This is a genomic window from Aeromonas fluvialis, from assembly GCF_000819885.1.
In the GTDB taxonomy this organism is placed as follows: Bacteria; Pseudomonadota; Gammaproteobacteria; order Enterobacterales; family Aeromonadaceae; genus Aeromonas; species Aeromonas fluvialis.
This window is the reverse complement of sequence record NZ_CDBO01000011.1, coordinates 76281-90718: the sequence shown is the minus strand read 5'-3', so window position 1 is coordinate 90718 and position 14438 is coordinate 76281. Positions and strand designations below refer to the sequence as shown.

Genomic DNA, 14438 nt, shown 5'->3' with positions numbered 1-14438 from the left:
GGTTCCCTTTTATTCATGTTGTGCCGCCCTGATTAGAGCAGCACCATATCATCTCGATGGATCGCCACGGAACCGTAACCGTAGCCCAATACCTGCTCAATCTGATCCGAGTGAACGCCCCGCAGCTTCTCCAGCTCCAGATGGTCGTAACGACAGATGCCGCGGGCCAGCTCGGCCCCCTTGGGATCGAGGATCCGCACCACATCGCCGCGCACGAAATCTCCCTTCACCGCCACAATCCCCTTGGGCAGCAGGCTGGAGCCTTTCTCCTTCATGGCGGCGACAGCCCCCTGATCCACATGGACTTCGCCGTGAGGGGGCGGGCCAGCCAAAATCCAGCTCTTGCGCCCTTCCAGCGGGGACGCCAGCGCCGGGAACAGGGTGCCGATACGCTCACCCTTGGCGAGACGGCCGATCACCTCCGGCATCTGGCCGGTGGCGATCACCACATTGACCCCGGCGCGACGCGCCACATCGGCTGCCTGCAGCTTGGTAGCCATGCCGCCTGTGCCGAGGCCACTGACACTGTCACCCGCTAGCGAGCGCAGGGTATCGTCTATGGTCTGTACCTCTTCAATCAACTGGGCATCCGGATTGGTGCGCGGATCGGCGGTAAAGAGCCCCTTCTGGTCGGTCAGCAGGATCAGCAGATCCGCATCCGCCAGAATGGCGGCCCGTGCGGAGAGGTTGTCGTTGTCGCCGACCTTGATCTCGGCGGTCGCCACCGCATCGTTTTCGTTGATCACCGGAATGATCCTGTGATCAAGCAAGGTGCGCATGGTGTCGCGGGCGTTGAGGTAACGCTCCCGATCTTCCAGATCGGCGCGGGTCAGCAGCATCTGGCCGATATGCAGACCGTAGAGGTTGAACAGATCCTGCCATACCCGAATAAGCTGGGTCTGGCCAACGGCCGCCAGCATCTGCTTGTTGGGTAGGGTCGGTGCCAATGGCGGGTGGCCCAGATGTTCACGCCCGGCAGCGATAGCCCCCGAAGTGACCACCACCACGCGATGGCCGTGACGGTGCAAGGCTGCACACTGTCTGACCAGCTCGACCATATGGGCACGATTGAGCTGGGAAGACCCCCCTGTGAGCACGCTGGTGCCCAACTTGACGACTATGGTTCTGTTTTCCATGGGAGCATAAAGGCTAAAAAGTAAGGAATATCTTTATACCCACGGCCATGGAGCCCTGCAAGGCAATTAACGCCGGGGTGAGGAGATGGGCGCAAAGGCCCGGATGATTGCGAGCGGAAGGGGGAAATGGCTGACTGATCGCCCGGCAAGCGGCTGGGTGCTGCTCGCCGGGCATCAGGGGCTCAGGCAGCCGTTACGCTCAACTCGTTGGTCACCTGTTCGGCAGGCACTAACTGACACTCAAACAAGGCTAACTTGTCACTGATCAGCTTGTAGAAACGTTTGAGTGTTCGTTCAACTTCCATCTGATGTTTCTTGGGGATCGGCTTGTCGAGCCACACGCCATCGGCATTGTATAATCCGAACTGATAATGATAGCGGAACAGATGTTCCTCCTGCTCCAACACCAGCCACCAGCCCCAAAACTCACGCTTGTCCGGCGCCGGTTTGGCACTGACACAAACGGACAGGCTGTCGAAACGGTAACGCCCCTCTTCACAGAGATCCTCGCGCAAATAGGGGCCAATGGCAGCAAACTGCCTCAGCAGTCGCTTGTAGGTCACTCTTTCAGACATGTTAACCTCCCTGTTAAACAAGCCGCGCCACCTCGGGATGGCGTCAGTTCTTTAGCGCAATGTCAGGTACACAAATGCTGTTTCAGCCACTCGACGATTTCGTCCAGTGCCTTGTCATACACCTCCAGCAAAGGCTGTTTGTCGAATACGATGGCCTTGCCGTTACGACTGGCCGCCGCCAATGCCCGTACATCCTGCTCGGGACAAATAAAATCTCGCTTGTGTCCAATACTCAATATCGGCACGGAGGTGCGAGTCCCCAGCAATCCCTGTGTTTTCAGTGAAAATACCTGGCACTTGGTACGCATGCCATCCCACTGCGCCGCATCAGCCCCCAAGCGGTTGGCCAGACTGTCCCGCATCATGCGCGGACACTTGGCAAACAGCTCCTGATTGGTAAACACCTGATTGACCCCAGCCCCGACACAGACCACGGTGCGCAGTTTGAAGGGTTCGATAAAGGCCAGCCGGGCTGCAACATTGCCTGCCAGCCGAAAACCGACCATGGCAATACGCTGGTGATCGACCCAGGCCACTTCGGAGAGATAATGGAGCACCGCCTGATGGAGGCGGCTGGAATCCTGCACCAATGGCCAATGCTCGGCATAGCCGATACCCGGCATGTCGAGAGAGAGCATGCCGATGCCGTTGGGCTCAAGCCGCTTGAGATAGAAGTTGAGGAAATCGAGCTGCAGGGAGTCGATCCCACCGCTGATGATCACTAACGGCACCGGTTTGTCGGTGGTTGGCAGGTGGAGATAACCCTGGATATTTTTTCCGCGAAAGGGCACCTGGATCTCTTTGAGCGGCACCTTGAACAGCCGACCGGCCTCGCGATAGGCCATGTTGCCAAGCAGCTGGGCCTGATCCGCCAGTTCGTCATCCTTGAGATGGGGATAGCTGGCGATGGAGTAGTAACGCACCGCCTTTAGCAGCTTTTGCAGGGCGCCAGCAGCATCCCCTTGCTCGCGCAGCTCGCGGCCCTGCTTGAAATAGTTGCCAGCCACCTGGCTCCACTCGTAGATCCAGTTGCCGGGCACATAGCCCTTGATGGTATCGAGATAGCAATCGTGAGTGCGCTCGCCGCTTGCCATAGCGATGCGGGCCAGGGTCTGCTCCACCTCGATCGGATCAGCCCCCTGCCAGGCCCAGGAGGGGCGGCGCAGCAGACGATACCAGCTCTTGGACATGGAGCCGTCGATAAACATCTCGTCTGACTCTGCCTCGGCAATGTCCGCCGGGCTGGAGTTGGAGATCTCGGATGTTTCCAATACCTTCTTGACGCGGGTAAAGAGCTGTTCAGTCAGATTAAGGTCTTCGTTCAAGTCCAAGGCAGTGTCCCATTCATATCAGGCAATGGTCCATCTTAACCACTTTTACCGCCGCACAGCCACCCCGCAACAGATTGATAGACAAAAAAACAGGGCTCCAAACTGGAGCCCTGTGAAACCATTATTACCGGTTGCGGTCAATGGACGCTGTGAGCGTCACATTCCCATCCCGTTACTCTTCGTCGCAGATTGGCGTGGTGAACTCCAGCGCCATATCCCACGGCTGTTCGATCCAGGTATCCTGCGGGATCGCCACTTCGAAATCGTCCAACAGCGCTTCGCCCATCGGCTTGGCGAAGATCGCGATGAACTTGGCTTTCGGGTAGAGCTCGCGAATCGCCTTGGCGGTGGTGCCGGTGTCCACCAGATCTTCCACCACCAGCCAGCCTTCGCCGTCACCGGCGGTGGTGGCGGCCTTCACTACCACCAGCTCGCGCTGGTTGTCGTGGTCATAGCTGGAGATGCAGAGGGTTTCCACATTACGAATGCCAAGTTCACGGGCCATCAGGGCAGCGGGCACCAGACCACCACGGCTAACCGCGATGATACCTTTCCACTGGCTGACAGGTAGCTGACGACGGGCCAGACGACGAGCTTCACGTTGCAGGTTGTCCCACGACACATAGAACTTTTTCGGCATGTTATCGATCTCGAATAGTTATATAAAAACAATCACTTAAAATAATTAAACCCGCAAATCCCCCTGCGGATGCCAGCAAATGGCTGCCCTTGCCCGACTGAATTCAGATTGCACTTCGGCGGCCTCAGGGCTGAGCCTCGGCAGCAAATCTGATAACAATGGAAGCAAGATGGGCGTATCCGGCGATCGGTTAGATGATGTGTCCAAACCGCGGACAGGCTATTGGGCCGGTATGATAGCACCGTTTGCAGATAAAATGCCTGGCAAACGTATGCCAAAAACAGGAAAAATCGGCATCACCCTCTCCATTTGGCACATCATGAGAGCCAAACGACCAACCTTCTAGTCGCTGCTAATGACACCAAAATAGGCGTAGCGGCAAATCGCAGATAAAAAAATAGCAGGGGGAGGTTTGACCTCACGCACCTGCTGCTTTCTCGCCTCTGCCTGGTTGGGCAGCTCGTCTTAGCGACGAGTGACGAAGGGGTTAGGGTAGCTGAAACCCTGGGTATACAAAGACGGGGCAAACCAATAGGTTGAGTTGCTGCCTGGCATATTGAAACTCCTGATTGCTTAACAAGTTACGTACCTTTAATGCGGGCTCAAATCCTTGAACGAACACTCGGTTCCATGGAGGCGCACTTGCTTTGCTTCGGTTCCCTGGAGGCTTTCATCGTCATCCTGACGGGTGGCGAACCATGGGGGCTAATTTACCAGTCAGTGCGTGAAATTCAATATTTTTGTGAGATCGGTCACATAATTTCTTTTCTACCAGCCTGCGTCGTCCGAACCTGACAATCGTACTGCCTGGTTGCCATGGGTCAGCACAAGCTGCCGTTGATTTGCGCTGATTGCTCACATTTTTGTGTGATTGACTGTATTATCGTTATCCTCTTCCCCGGCCCGTTGATGGGGCCCTATTTATTCCGTGCTGGTAAGGAGTCCCGACGTGGCACAGCTTAGCTCTCTCTCTCCCAAACTGATTTGGCATTTCTTCGAACAGATCTGCTCCATTCCCCACCCTTCCAAGCATGAAGCCGTACTGAGCGCCTGGATCATCCAATGGGCCCAAGGGGAAGGTCTGGCGGTCAAGCAGGACAAGGTCGGCAACATCATCATCAAGAAACCGGCCACCCCGGGGATGGAAAACCGCAAAGCCGTGGTGCTGCAGGCCCACATCGACATGGTGCCGCAGGCCAACGCCGACACCAAACACGACTTCGCGACCGACCCCATCGATGCCTATGTAGATGGCGAGTGGGTCACTGCTCGTGGCACCACCCTGGGTGCCGACAACGGCATCGGTATGGCCGGTTGCCTGGCTGTGCTGGCTGACAAGACCATCAAGCACGGTCCGCTGGAAGTGCTGCTGACCACCGACGAAGAGACCGGCATGACCGGCGCTTTCGGCCTGGAAGCGGGTTGGCTGGAGGGCGAAATTCTGCTCAACACCGACTCCGAAGAGGATGGCGAGGTCTATATGGGCTGCGCCGGCGGTGTGGATGCCAATATCCGTTTCCCGCTCGAGCAGGTTGACGCCAGCGAAGGTGAAGCGTTCGAGCTGGCGGTCAAAGGGCTGCGTGGCGGTCACTCCGGTTGCGACATCCATCGCGGTCGTGGCAATGCCAACAAGCTGCTGGTGCGCCTGCTCAAAGCAGCCGAGCCGCTGGGTATCCGTCTGGCCGAGATCCACGGCGGCACCCTGCGCAACGCCATCCCGCGCGAAGCCCGCGCCACCCTGCTGGTGCCCGCCGCCAGCGTGAACGAGTTCAAGGCGCTGGTTGACCGCTATACCGGTATCTACCAGACCGAACTGGCCGCCACCGAGCCGAACCTGACCCTGCTGGTCAACAGCGCCGCCAAACCGGCCAAGCTGATGAGCGCCTCCTTGCAGCAACGCCTGCTGGATGCCCTGCTGGCCTGCCCGAACGGCGTGATGCGCATGAGCGATGCCATGCCCGGCGTGACCGAGACCTCCACCAACCTGGGGGTCATCAAGACGCAAGATGGCGAAGTGTACGTCCAGTGCCTGATCCGCTCCCTGATCGATTCCGGCCGCGAGAGCATCGAGCAGATGACCCGCTCCCTGTTCACCCTGGCAGGTGCCAGCTGCGAATTCACCGGTGCCTATCCGGGTTGGGCACCGAACGTGGACTCCCCCGTCATGGCGCTGGTACGGAGCAGCTACCAATCGCTGTTTGGCACCATGCCCAACGTGATGGTGATCCACGCCGGTCTCGAGTGCGGTCTGTTCAAGAGCGCCTATCCGGAGTGGGACATGGTCTCCTTCGGCCCGACCATCCGTGGTGCCCACTCCCCTGACGAGAAGGTACATATCCCGGCAGTCGAGCGTTTCTGGCAACTACTGGTGCACGTGCTGGAAGCCATTCCGGCCAAATAACCCGGCCGTCGCCACACGGCAAAACAAAGCCCCGCACTGCTGCGGGGCTTTTTATTGTCTGTTCCAGCCAGACTTTGGCGCTTAACGGATGCCGCGGGCCTCGCGGATCCACTCCCAGGCTTGCTGGATCTCCTGGGTCTTCTCCTTGGCCATCTCCATCATCTCCGGCGGCAGCCCCTTGGCGGCCAGCTTGTCCGGATGATGCTTGCTCATCTCTTTGCGATAGGCGCGCTTGATATCCTGATCGCTGTCACTCTCGCTCACCCCCAGCAACTGGTAGGCATTCTTAAGGCGATCCGCAGAGGGTGCCTCCTGACGGTACTGCTGGCCACCGGAATGGCCCCCCTGATACTGGCCATGGGCCTGATTGAAGAAGTTCATCTGCGCTTCGGCCATCGCCAGAATGCGGGCCAGCTCGATGCGGCTGAACCCCAGCTCGTCGGCGATGGTATGGAGAATGGCACGCTCGCCATCCTCTACCCGCCCGTCGGCAAAGGCCGCCTGCAACTGTACCTCGAGGAAGAAACGCAGAATGTCGCGCTGGCCCTGGCTGGCGCGACGAAACTCGGCCAGGGTCTCGCGCAGCGGGAAGTCGGCCTCTTTACCGAGACGAAACGACTCCTGCGCCCGGGCACGCTGTTCGCCCGCCAGCCGCATCCGATCCATCAGGTTGGAGGCAACCCGGATCTCCTGTTCAGTCACCTGACCGCTCGACTTGGCGATGTGGCCCATCACCGAGAAGGTGGCATGGAAGAAGACGGCTTGTTGCTGCTGACTCGGGCCGCGACGAAATGCCCCCTGCAGCCCCATGCCCCGGTCGAAACGGTGGCCGATCCAGAGGCCAATCAGAGCGCCGATGATATTGCCGAGCAGAAAACCGAAGAAGGCGCCCAGCACCTTACCCCAAATACGCATGGTTCAAGACCTCTTGAAGTTAATGAGTGCGGGCCTGGAGCTGGTCATCCAGCTCGCGCAGTCTCTCGACCGTGCCGATATCTCGCCACTCACCAGCGAGTAGACTGCCGCCCACCCTCCCCTGCGCCATCCAGTCACGCAGCAGGGGCGCCAGCTTGCGGGCTCCACCAGCAAGACCAGTAAAGGCCGCCGGATCATATAGTCCGACCCCGCTGAAGGTAAACGCTGGCGTATCCACGACTCGCCCGGCTTGCAGGGCAAAATCTCCGCTCGGGTGCTGGGGTGGATTGGGCACCAGCCAGAGGTGGGCCAGATCATCGCCAAGGGACTGGCTGATCAGGGTGTGATAATCGAGATCGAGCCAGGTATCGCCGTTGATCACCAAAAAGGGTTCTGCGCCCAGTAGCGGCAGCGCCTGCACGATGCCTCCCGCGGTCTCCAGCGCGCTCTCCTCGGCTGACCAGTGAATAGTCACTCCAAGCGCACTGCCATCACCAAGGCTCTCGACCAGCTTGTGACCAAGCCAGGCGTGATTGATGACCAACTCGGTCACCCCGACGGCTTTGAGCTTTTCGATGTGATGAACGATAAGCGGCTTGCCCCCCACCGCCAGCAGCGGCTTGGGCTGCAGGTCAGTCAGTGGGCGCATCCGCTCGCCACGGCCAGCGGCCAAGATCATCGCCTTCATGGTTTCACTCCAACGTTGGCGATCCCGGGCAACACCACCCGCTCCAGCCACTGACCAAAGCGGCCCAGCACCGGATAGGTGCCACCGTGGCTGCGACAGACATCCACCACGTAGCCGAGGGTGCGGGGAATATCCTTGAGATAGCCGGACTTGCCATCGCGATGAGAGAGCCGGGTGAAGATCCCAGCAGCCTTGAGGTGGCGCTGCATACCGGTCAGATCGGCATCGCGGCGGAAACTGTCGTAGTCGCCCTCGTCCAGCAACCCCGCCTGTTGCAGGGTTGCAAAGCCGTGACGCATCCCTTGCTCAATCACCTCGTCCGGCCAGCGCACGTAACAATCCTTGAGCAGGGAGACCAGGTCATAGCTCAGGGGCCCGATCACCATGTCCTGAAAATCGATGATGGCCAGCCGGCTGTTCTCGGGGGTATCACCGCCACACACCATCAGGTTGCGACTGTGAAAATCCCGGTGCATCACCCCTTGCGGCTGGGCCAGATTGCAGGCGGTGAGGCAGGCAAAGGTCTCATCCAGCAACTGCTGCTCTTCATGGCTCAGGATCAGTTGCAGATGATGGCCCAGCAGCCACTCGGGGAAAATGCTGTTCTCCCGCGCCATAAAGGCCGTATCGAAGGGTTCAAGGGCCAGTTCAACCCCGCCCAGGCGAGGCAGCAAATCAATCGCCTTGCCATACCATGCCTGCACGTTGTGCTCATGCAGGCAGCGGATAAGCTGGATATCACCCAGATCAGTGACCGCCAGCAGACCCTGTTCGTAGTCCACCGCCTTCACCTCTGGCGCCAGTAGCTGACGCGCCCGCAAGGCGGCAGCATTACGAACAAACTCATGATTTTTTTCGGTTTCAGGATTGGCATCCACCCACACCAGCCCCCCACCACGATAGTAGCGGCGGAAGCTGGCATCACCGGAAATAAGGGTCAACTGAAGATTGGCATCACCGGAAATACGGCGTGCCCACTGCAATAGCAGGGAATTGCGATCGTGCATAAGTCGAGGACCAAGGTGGAAAGCAGCACTTGGCTGTTAGCCCTGGCCGCAATAATGCTTTATCATTGCCGGCTAACATAAAGCAATGACATGCAATGTCAACTCGATGAAACCTGTCGTAAAATGCATGCTTTGGATCAACCGTATTTATCACGGATTGCAAGAGTCTTTCACATGACAAAATGGACACTGGGGTACCGCTATCCCATCGCCCTGACGATCAGCTTGGCACCGGCCCTGACATCCATGATGGTTCAGGCTGCCCCTTTTGATACGCCGCCAGCTACCGGGATCCTCAACAGCCTCTGCTACGACTATGTGCCCAAGGTCGAAAAACCTGTCTCTGCCGAGGAGGCCAATGCCCTGCCGGTAGAAGTAGATGCTGACCGGCTTGAAGCCAAGCAGGGCGGTACCGCCCTCTATGAAGGGGATGTCAAGGTCCGTCAGGGAGTTCGCAAGTTCGACTCCGACTATGCCCAGCTCGACCAGAAGAGCCGGGATGTCATCGCCATTGGCAACATCTATTACAACGACGGTCAGGTGACCGTCACCAGCGACAAGACCCTCAAATCCAATCTGGATACCAAGAACTCCGAACTAGAAGAGGGCAAGTATCAGGTGCACGGCTCACCGGTGCGCGGCTTTGCCAAGCGTGTGGTGATGACCAACAACAACCAGAACATCACCATGGAGGGGGCTCAGTACACCACCTGTCCCCCCGGTCAGGAGGTGTGGACCCTCAAGGCAGGCAGCATCGACATCGACCAGAAAGAGGTGTTCGGCGAAGCCTGGAACGCCAGCCTCTGGCTCTATGACTACCCGGTGTTCTACTTCCCCTATATCAACTTCCCCATCAAGGATGAGCGGAAGACCGGTCTGCTCTACCCGGGTTACAAGCAGAGTTCCGACAATGGCATGGAGATCACCCAGCCCTTCTACTGGAACATTGCCCCTAACTACGATGCCACCATCACCTCCCGTTTTATGGACAGACGTGGCCTAATGGAGCAGGTGGAGTTTCGCTACATGCCGGACCCTGCCCATACCGGCACCCTCTATTTCGAGAATCTGGCCAACGACAAGCAATACGACGAGACTCCGGGCCTTAACGATTACCTCTCCGATGGTCATCGCTATCTGATGAACGTCAACCATAACTCCAGCCTGATGGATGGTGCCCTGCGCCTCGGGGTCAACTACACCAAAGTACGGGACCAGGATTACAACTACTTCAACGACTTCAACCCCCTGGTGGGCACCAGGGTGGATGACCAGTTGCAGCAATCCTTTACCGCAGGTTACTACCAGCCCAACTGGAATCTCACCTCCGAGCTGCGCCAGTATCAGATCCTGAGCCCCTATGCACTGCTGCCCCACGAGATGCTGCCACGCATCAACTACAACTACTACCAGCAGGGTAACTGGTTTGATCTGGCGTGGAACAGTGAGCTGACCAAGTTTGGGTATGACGCTGGCAATGCCAGCAATTTCCAGAAAGGGGAACGCTATACTGCCACTCGTTTGCATCTGGCGCCGACCCTGACCGTCCCCCTGGTCGATGCCCCCGGTTACTACCTGACCAGCCAGTACAAGCTGATGTTTACCTCCTACAACCAGGAGCTACCCAAGGATCTGGTTAGCCAGGATCGCAGACGCTTTACCGATGCCGATAGCAATCAGCTGACCCTGAAAGACGGCAACATTACCCGCACTTTGCCGTCCTTCCGCCTCAAAGGGGGGGTCAACTTCGACCGCCCGCTCAACTGGTATGATGGCAAGGGGACCCAGACCCTGGAACCTGAGCTCCAGTACCTCTATATCCCTTACAAAAATCAGGACGAGATCGGGATCTACGACACCACCACCACCCGCCAGGACTACTACAGCCTGTTCAGCGATCGCCGCTTTGCCGGTCTCGACCGCATCAGCGATGCCAATAGAATCAGTGTTGGCCTGACCAGTCGGATCTATGACAATGTCGGGGATGAACGGCTGCGTTTGGCTGTGGCGCAAGCGTTCGAGATGAGACCCCCTAAAGTTAGGCTGTATGCGGCTGATGCCGAGAACACCAACTCCCGTTCCCTGCTCTCGTTTGAGGGGGATGCCCACATCACCGACAAATGGTTTGCCCATGCTGGGACCCAATATGATACCTCTGAAGATGAATTCAGCGCAGGCAACAGCGCCGTTGAATATCGCCATGAAAAGCTGACGACCCAGCTCAACTACCGGTATCTCAAGGATGGCAATCTCGATTATCGCACTCTCACCACGGCGCGACAGGCCGAAGATCTCAGCCAAGCGGGCCTGGTGATGATGGCCCCGCTTAACGAGCGCTGGCAGATGTATGGCGGTTACTACCGGGATATCAACCAGAACGTCAACATCGATCGCAAAATTGGTGTCAAATACGACTCCTGCTGCTGGAGCATCAACCTGAGCCTGGAGTGGCACAACCAGCCTGACAACATCACCCTGAGACCCACGTCGGAGAAATCGATCGGTCTGCAGTTTGAGATGAAGGGGCTCGGCAGTGTCGGTACCGGTGACCGCACCGCCACACTGGATACCGAGCTGTTGCCCTATATTCGCCCGTTTAATCTGAAAGGCCAGCAATGATGCTGGCCCAGCCTTGAGAGATGGATATGAAAAAGACCCTGATTGCCCTGCTGACCGCGGGAATGTTCGGTGCCATGAGCCAGGCCGCCATGGCGGCCCCCGAACTGATGGACAAGGTGCTGGCCGTGGTCAACAAGGACGTGGTGCTGGCCAGCCAACAGGATGCCTTGGTCAACAAGGTGAAGCTCTCCGCCCAGGAGAGCGGCCAGTCTCTACCTGACGATGCCACCCTGCGCAAACAGGCGCTGGACCGTCTGATCCAGGAGAGCCTGCAGCTGCAGCTGGCGGATCGCCAGGGGCTGAAGATCAGTGACACCCAGCTGGAACAAGCGATTCAGGGCATCGCCGCCGACAACAAGATGACCCTGGATCAGCTGCGTGCCCAGCTCGCCCGTGAAGGGATGACCTATGCCCAATATCGGGAAGAGGTACGCCGCGAGATCCTGATGAACGAGGTGCGCCGCAACCAGGTGCGCCGCCGTATCAATATCTCCGAGCAGGAGGTGAAGCAGGTGGTGGAGATCCTGAAGAAACAGGGTCAACAGCAGGATGAATACCACCTCGGTCATATCCAGATTGCCCTGCCGGACAACCCCACCGCCGCCCAACTGGATGCCGCCAAGAGCAAAATTGAGCGCATTCTGGCCGCCCTGAAAGAGGGCGCTGACTTCCGTAAACTGGCTATTGCCGAGAGTAACGGTCCCAAGGCGCTGGAAGGGGGCGACTGGGGCTGGATGAGCCAGCAAGAGATGCCGACCCTGATGGCCGAAGCGGCAAAGGGTGCCAAGAAGGGCGACATCGTCGGCCCGCTGCGCTCGGGTGCCGGCCTGCACATCGTCAAAGTGTTCGACAGCAAGGGTCAGCAGCAGGTGATGCATACCGAGGTGAAGGCCCGTCACATCCTGATCAAGCCCTCCATCATCCTGAGCGAAGAGAAGGCCAAGGGGATGCTGGATGGCATTCTGCACGACATCAAGAGCGGCAAGGCTAACTTCGCCAGCATGGCGGAGAAGTACTCCGAAGATCCGGGCTCTGCGGTGCAAGGTGGCGAACTGGGCTGGTCTGATCCCAACGTTTACGTGCCGGAGTTCCGCGACATGGTCAACCGCCTGCAACCGGGCCAGATCAGCGCCCCGTTCCGCAGCTCTCACGGCTGGCACATCGTGCAGGTGGAAGACCGTCGCAGCCAGGATGCCACCGACAAGGCCCAGGAACAGCGCGCTTACCAGCTGATCTACAACCGTCGCTTCGTGGAAGAGTCCCAGGCATGGCTGGACGAGCTGCGTGACGAGGCCTACATCCAGATCGAAGGCGCCGGTAGCTGATGAGCTGTCGTCGCCTTGCCGTCACCCCGGGTGAACCGGCCGGGATCGGTCCGGATCTGGTGCTGCAGATTGCCCAGCAGGATTGGCCCCACCAGCTGGTGGTGATCGCCGATCCGGCGCTGCTGCGCGAGCGGGCAGCTCTGCTGGGGCTGTCTGTCGAGCTTGAGCCCTATGATGCCGCCGCCCCTGCCCACCCCCAGCGAGCGGGCACCCTGACCGTCTGTCCTGTCTATCTCGGCGCCACCGTGGTGCCCGGAGAGCTGGACGAAGGCAATGGCGCCTATGTGCTGGCGACCCTGCAACGGGCCTGCGATGGCAACCTCAGCGGCGAATTTTCCGCCGTGGTGACCGGGCCGGTGCACAAGGGGATCATCAACCAGGCTGGGGTCTCGTTTAGCGGTCATACCGAGTTCTTCGCCCAGCAATCCAACACCGCCGACGTGGTGATGCTGTTGGCGACCGAAGGGCTGCGGGTCGCACTGGCGACTACCCACATTCCGCTGGCCTATGTGGCGAAGGCTATCACCGAGGATCGCCTCGGCAAGGTGATCCGCATCCTGGATGCGGATCTCAAAGCCAAGTTCGGCATCGCTAGCCCCCGTATTTACGTCTGCGGCCTCAATCCCCACGCCGGGGAAGGTGGCCATCTCGGACGTGAAGAGATTGACGTGATCGAACCCGCTCTGGCCACCCTGCGCCAAGAGGGGATCGATCTGGTCGGCCCGCTGCCGGCCGACACCCTGTTCCAGGAGAAATACCTCAAGGATGCGGATGCGGTACTCGCCATGTACCACGACCAGGGGCTGCCCGTGCTCAAATACAAGGGCTTCGGCAGCTCGGTCAATATCACCCTTGGACTCCCTTTCATCCGCACTTCGGTGGATCACGGCACCGCACTGGATCTGGCAGGCCAAGGCCTGGCGGATTCGGGCAGCCTTGTCACCGCGATTAACCACGCCATCAAGATGGTAGAGAAAAAAAGATATGAGCAGTAAGGTGCACATGGGTCACACGGCCCGTAAGCGTTTCGGTCAGAACTTCTTGCACGATCGCTATGTAATCGACCAGATCGTGGCCGCCATCAACCCGCAGCCGGGCCAAAACTTGGTGGAGATAGGTCCGGGTCTGGCCGCGCTGACCGAACCGGTCGCCTCCCAGATGGACAAGATGACCGTGGTCGAGCTTGACCGGGATCTGGCAGCTCGCCTGCGCGAGCACCCGACCCTCAAGGACAAGCTGACCGTGATCGAAGCAGACGCCATGCGGTTCGACTTCGGCACCCTGATGGGGGAAGGCAAGGGCCCGCTGCGGATCTTCGGCAACCTGCCCTACAACATCTCCACCCCGCTCATCTTCCACCTGTGCGAGTTCGCCGATCGGGTTGAAGACATGCACTTCATGCTGCAAAAGGAAGTGGTGCTGCGTCTGGCCGCTGGCCCGGGCAGCAAGGCCTATGGCCGTCTGAGCGTGATGACCCAGTACTACTGCCAGGTAGTACCGGTACTGGAAGTGGGCCCTGGCGCCTTCAAACCGGCACCGAAAGTGGACTCTGCCGTGGTCCGTCTGATCCCGCACAAGAACCCGACCATAGTGGCGAAAGACATTCGCTGCCTGAGCCGCGTCTGTACCGAGGGCTTTGGCCAGCGTCGCAAGACCATCCGCAACAGCTTCTCCAACTTCATTACCGACGCCCAGCTGACCGAGCTTGGTATCGATGGCAATCTGCGTCCGGAGAACCTCTCCCTCGAGCAGTTTGTCATGATCGCCAACTGGCTGGCGGACCAGCCAAAGGCCTGATCCT

At 58.9% G+C, this 14438-nt stretch carries 13 protein-coding genes; 6 read left to right on the top strand and 7 right to left on the bottom strand.

Translation table 11 applies throughout. The features are described from left to right. Positions 1-32 precede the first annotated feature (32 nt). From proB to gpt, 4 genes are all read right to left on the bottom strand, one after another. Entirely contained in the window at positions 33-1136 is a 1104-nt protein-coding gene (gene proB, locus BN1125_RS02515) for a glutamate 5-kinase (RefSeq protein ID WP_042010499.1), read from the bottom strand. A gap of 182 nt (positions 1137-1318) precedes the next feature. Continuing rightward, positions 1319-1711 (bottom strand): sigma factor-binding protein Crl, encoded by a 393-nt coding sequence (gene crl, locus BN1125_RS02510; RefSeq protein ID WP_042010497.1) that lies wholly within the window; start codon positions 1709-1711, stop codon positions 1319-1321. A gap of 62 nt (positions 1712-1773) precedes the next feature. Then, a complete protein-coding gene (gene frsA / locus BN1125_RS02505) occupies positions 1774-3042 on the bottom strand; it encodes an esterase FrsA (RefSeq protein WP_042010496.1) in 1269 nt (422 codons plus the stop codon). Positions 3043-3214: 172 nt separating this feature from the next. Continuing rightward, positions 3215-3682, bottom strand: coding sequence for a xanthine phosphoribosyltransferase (gene gpt / locus BN1125_RS02500; protein WP_042010495.1), 468 nt, complete (start codon positions 3680-3682; stop codon positions 3215-3217). 79 nt (positions 3683-3761) lie between these two features. On the opposite strand from gpt, the gene BN1125_RS18830 reads away from it, so the two are divergent. Both BN1125_RS18830 and BN1125_RS02495 read left to right on the top strand, forming a co-directional pair. Further along, positions 3762-4028 (top strand): hypothetical protein, encoded by a 267-nt coding sequence (locus tag BN1125_RS18830; protein WP_156993031.1) that lies wholly within the window; start codon positions 3762-3764, stop codon positions 4026-4028. A 603-nt stretch (positions 4029-4631) separates the two neighbouring features. Further along, positions 4632-6083 carry an aminoacyl-histidine dipeptidase gene (locus BN1125_RS02495; RefSeq protein WP_042010493.1) on the top strand — a complete coding sequence of 484 codons (1452 nt, stop codon included), beginning with the start codon at positions 4632-4634 and terminating at the stop codon, positions 6081-6083. An 81-nt stretch (positions 6084-6164) separates the two neighbouring features. Here the strand turns inward: BN1125_RS02495 and djlA are convergent, their stop codons facing one another. Genes djlA through BN1125_RS02480 form a run of 3 tightly spaced genes read right to left on the bottom strand, consistent with a single transcriptional unit; the run spans position 6165 to position 8693 of the window. Continuing rightward, the gene (gene djlA, locus BN1125_RS02490) at positions 6165-6998 is read right to left on the bottom strand and encodes a co-chaperone DjlA (protein WP_042010492.1); all 834 of its coding nucleotides are present in this window, start codon (positions 6996-6998) and stop codon (positions 6165-6167) included. A 19-nt stretch (positions 6999-7017) separates the two neighbouring features. Further along, positions 7018-7686, bottom strand: coding sequence for an N-acetylmuramate alpha-1-phosphate uridylyltransferase MurU (gene murU / locus BN1125_RS02485; RefSeq protein ID WP_042010490.1), 669 nt, complete (start codon positions 7684-7686; stop codon positions 7018-7020). Further along, on the bottom strand, positions 7683-8693 hold the full coding sequence (locus BN1125_RS02480) for an aminoglycoside phosphotransferase family protein (RefSeq protein ID WP_042010488.1): 1011 nt from the start codon (positions 8691-8693) through the stop codon (positions 7683-7685). The genes murU and BN1125_RS02480 overlap by 4 nt, the downstream gene beginning before the upstream one ends. A gap of 174 nt (positions 8694-8867) precedes the next feature. On the opposite strand from BN1125_RS02480, the gene lptD reads away from it, so the two are divergent. Genes lptD through rsmA form a run of 4 tightly spaced genes read left to right on the top strand, consistent with a single transcriptional unit; the run spans position 8868 to position 14434 of the window. After that, on the top strand, positions 8868-11312 hold the full coding sequence (gene lptD, locus BN1125_RS02475) for an LPS assembly protein LptD (RefSeq protein WP_042010486.1): 2445 nt from the start codon (positions 8868-8870) through the stop codon (positions 11310-11312). 26 nt (positions 11313-11338) lie between these two features. After that, the gene (surA, locus tag BN1125_RS02470; RefSeq protein ID WP_042010728.1) at positions 11339-12637 is read left to right on the top strand and encodes a peptidylprolyl isomerase SurA; all 1299 of its coding nucleotides are present in this window, start codon (positions 11339-11341) and stop codon (positions 12635-12637) included. Then, positions 12637-13632, top strand: coding sequence for a 4-hydroxythreonine-4-phosphate dehydrogenase PdxA (gene pdxA / locus BN1125_RS02465; RefSeq protein WP_042010484.1), 996 nt, complete (start codon positions 12637-12639; stop codon positions 13630-13632). The genes surA and pdxA overlap by 1 nt, the downstream gene beginning before the upstream one ends. Further along, positions 13622-14434 carry a 16S rRNA (adenine(1518)-N(6)/adenine(1519)-N(6))-dimethyltransferase RsmA gene (gene rsmA, locus BN1125_RS02460; RefSeq protein WP_042010483.1) on the top strand — a complete coding sequence of 271 codons (813 nt, stop codon included), beginning with the start codon at positions 13622-13624 and terminating at the stop codon, positions 14432-14434. The genes pdxA and rsmA overlap by 11 nt, the downstream gene beginning before the upstream one ends. The last annotated feature ends 4 nt before the right edge of the window (positions 14435-14438 follow it).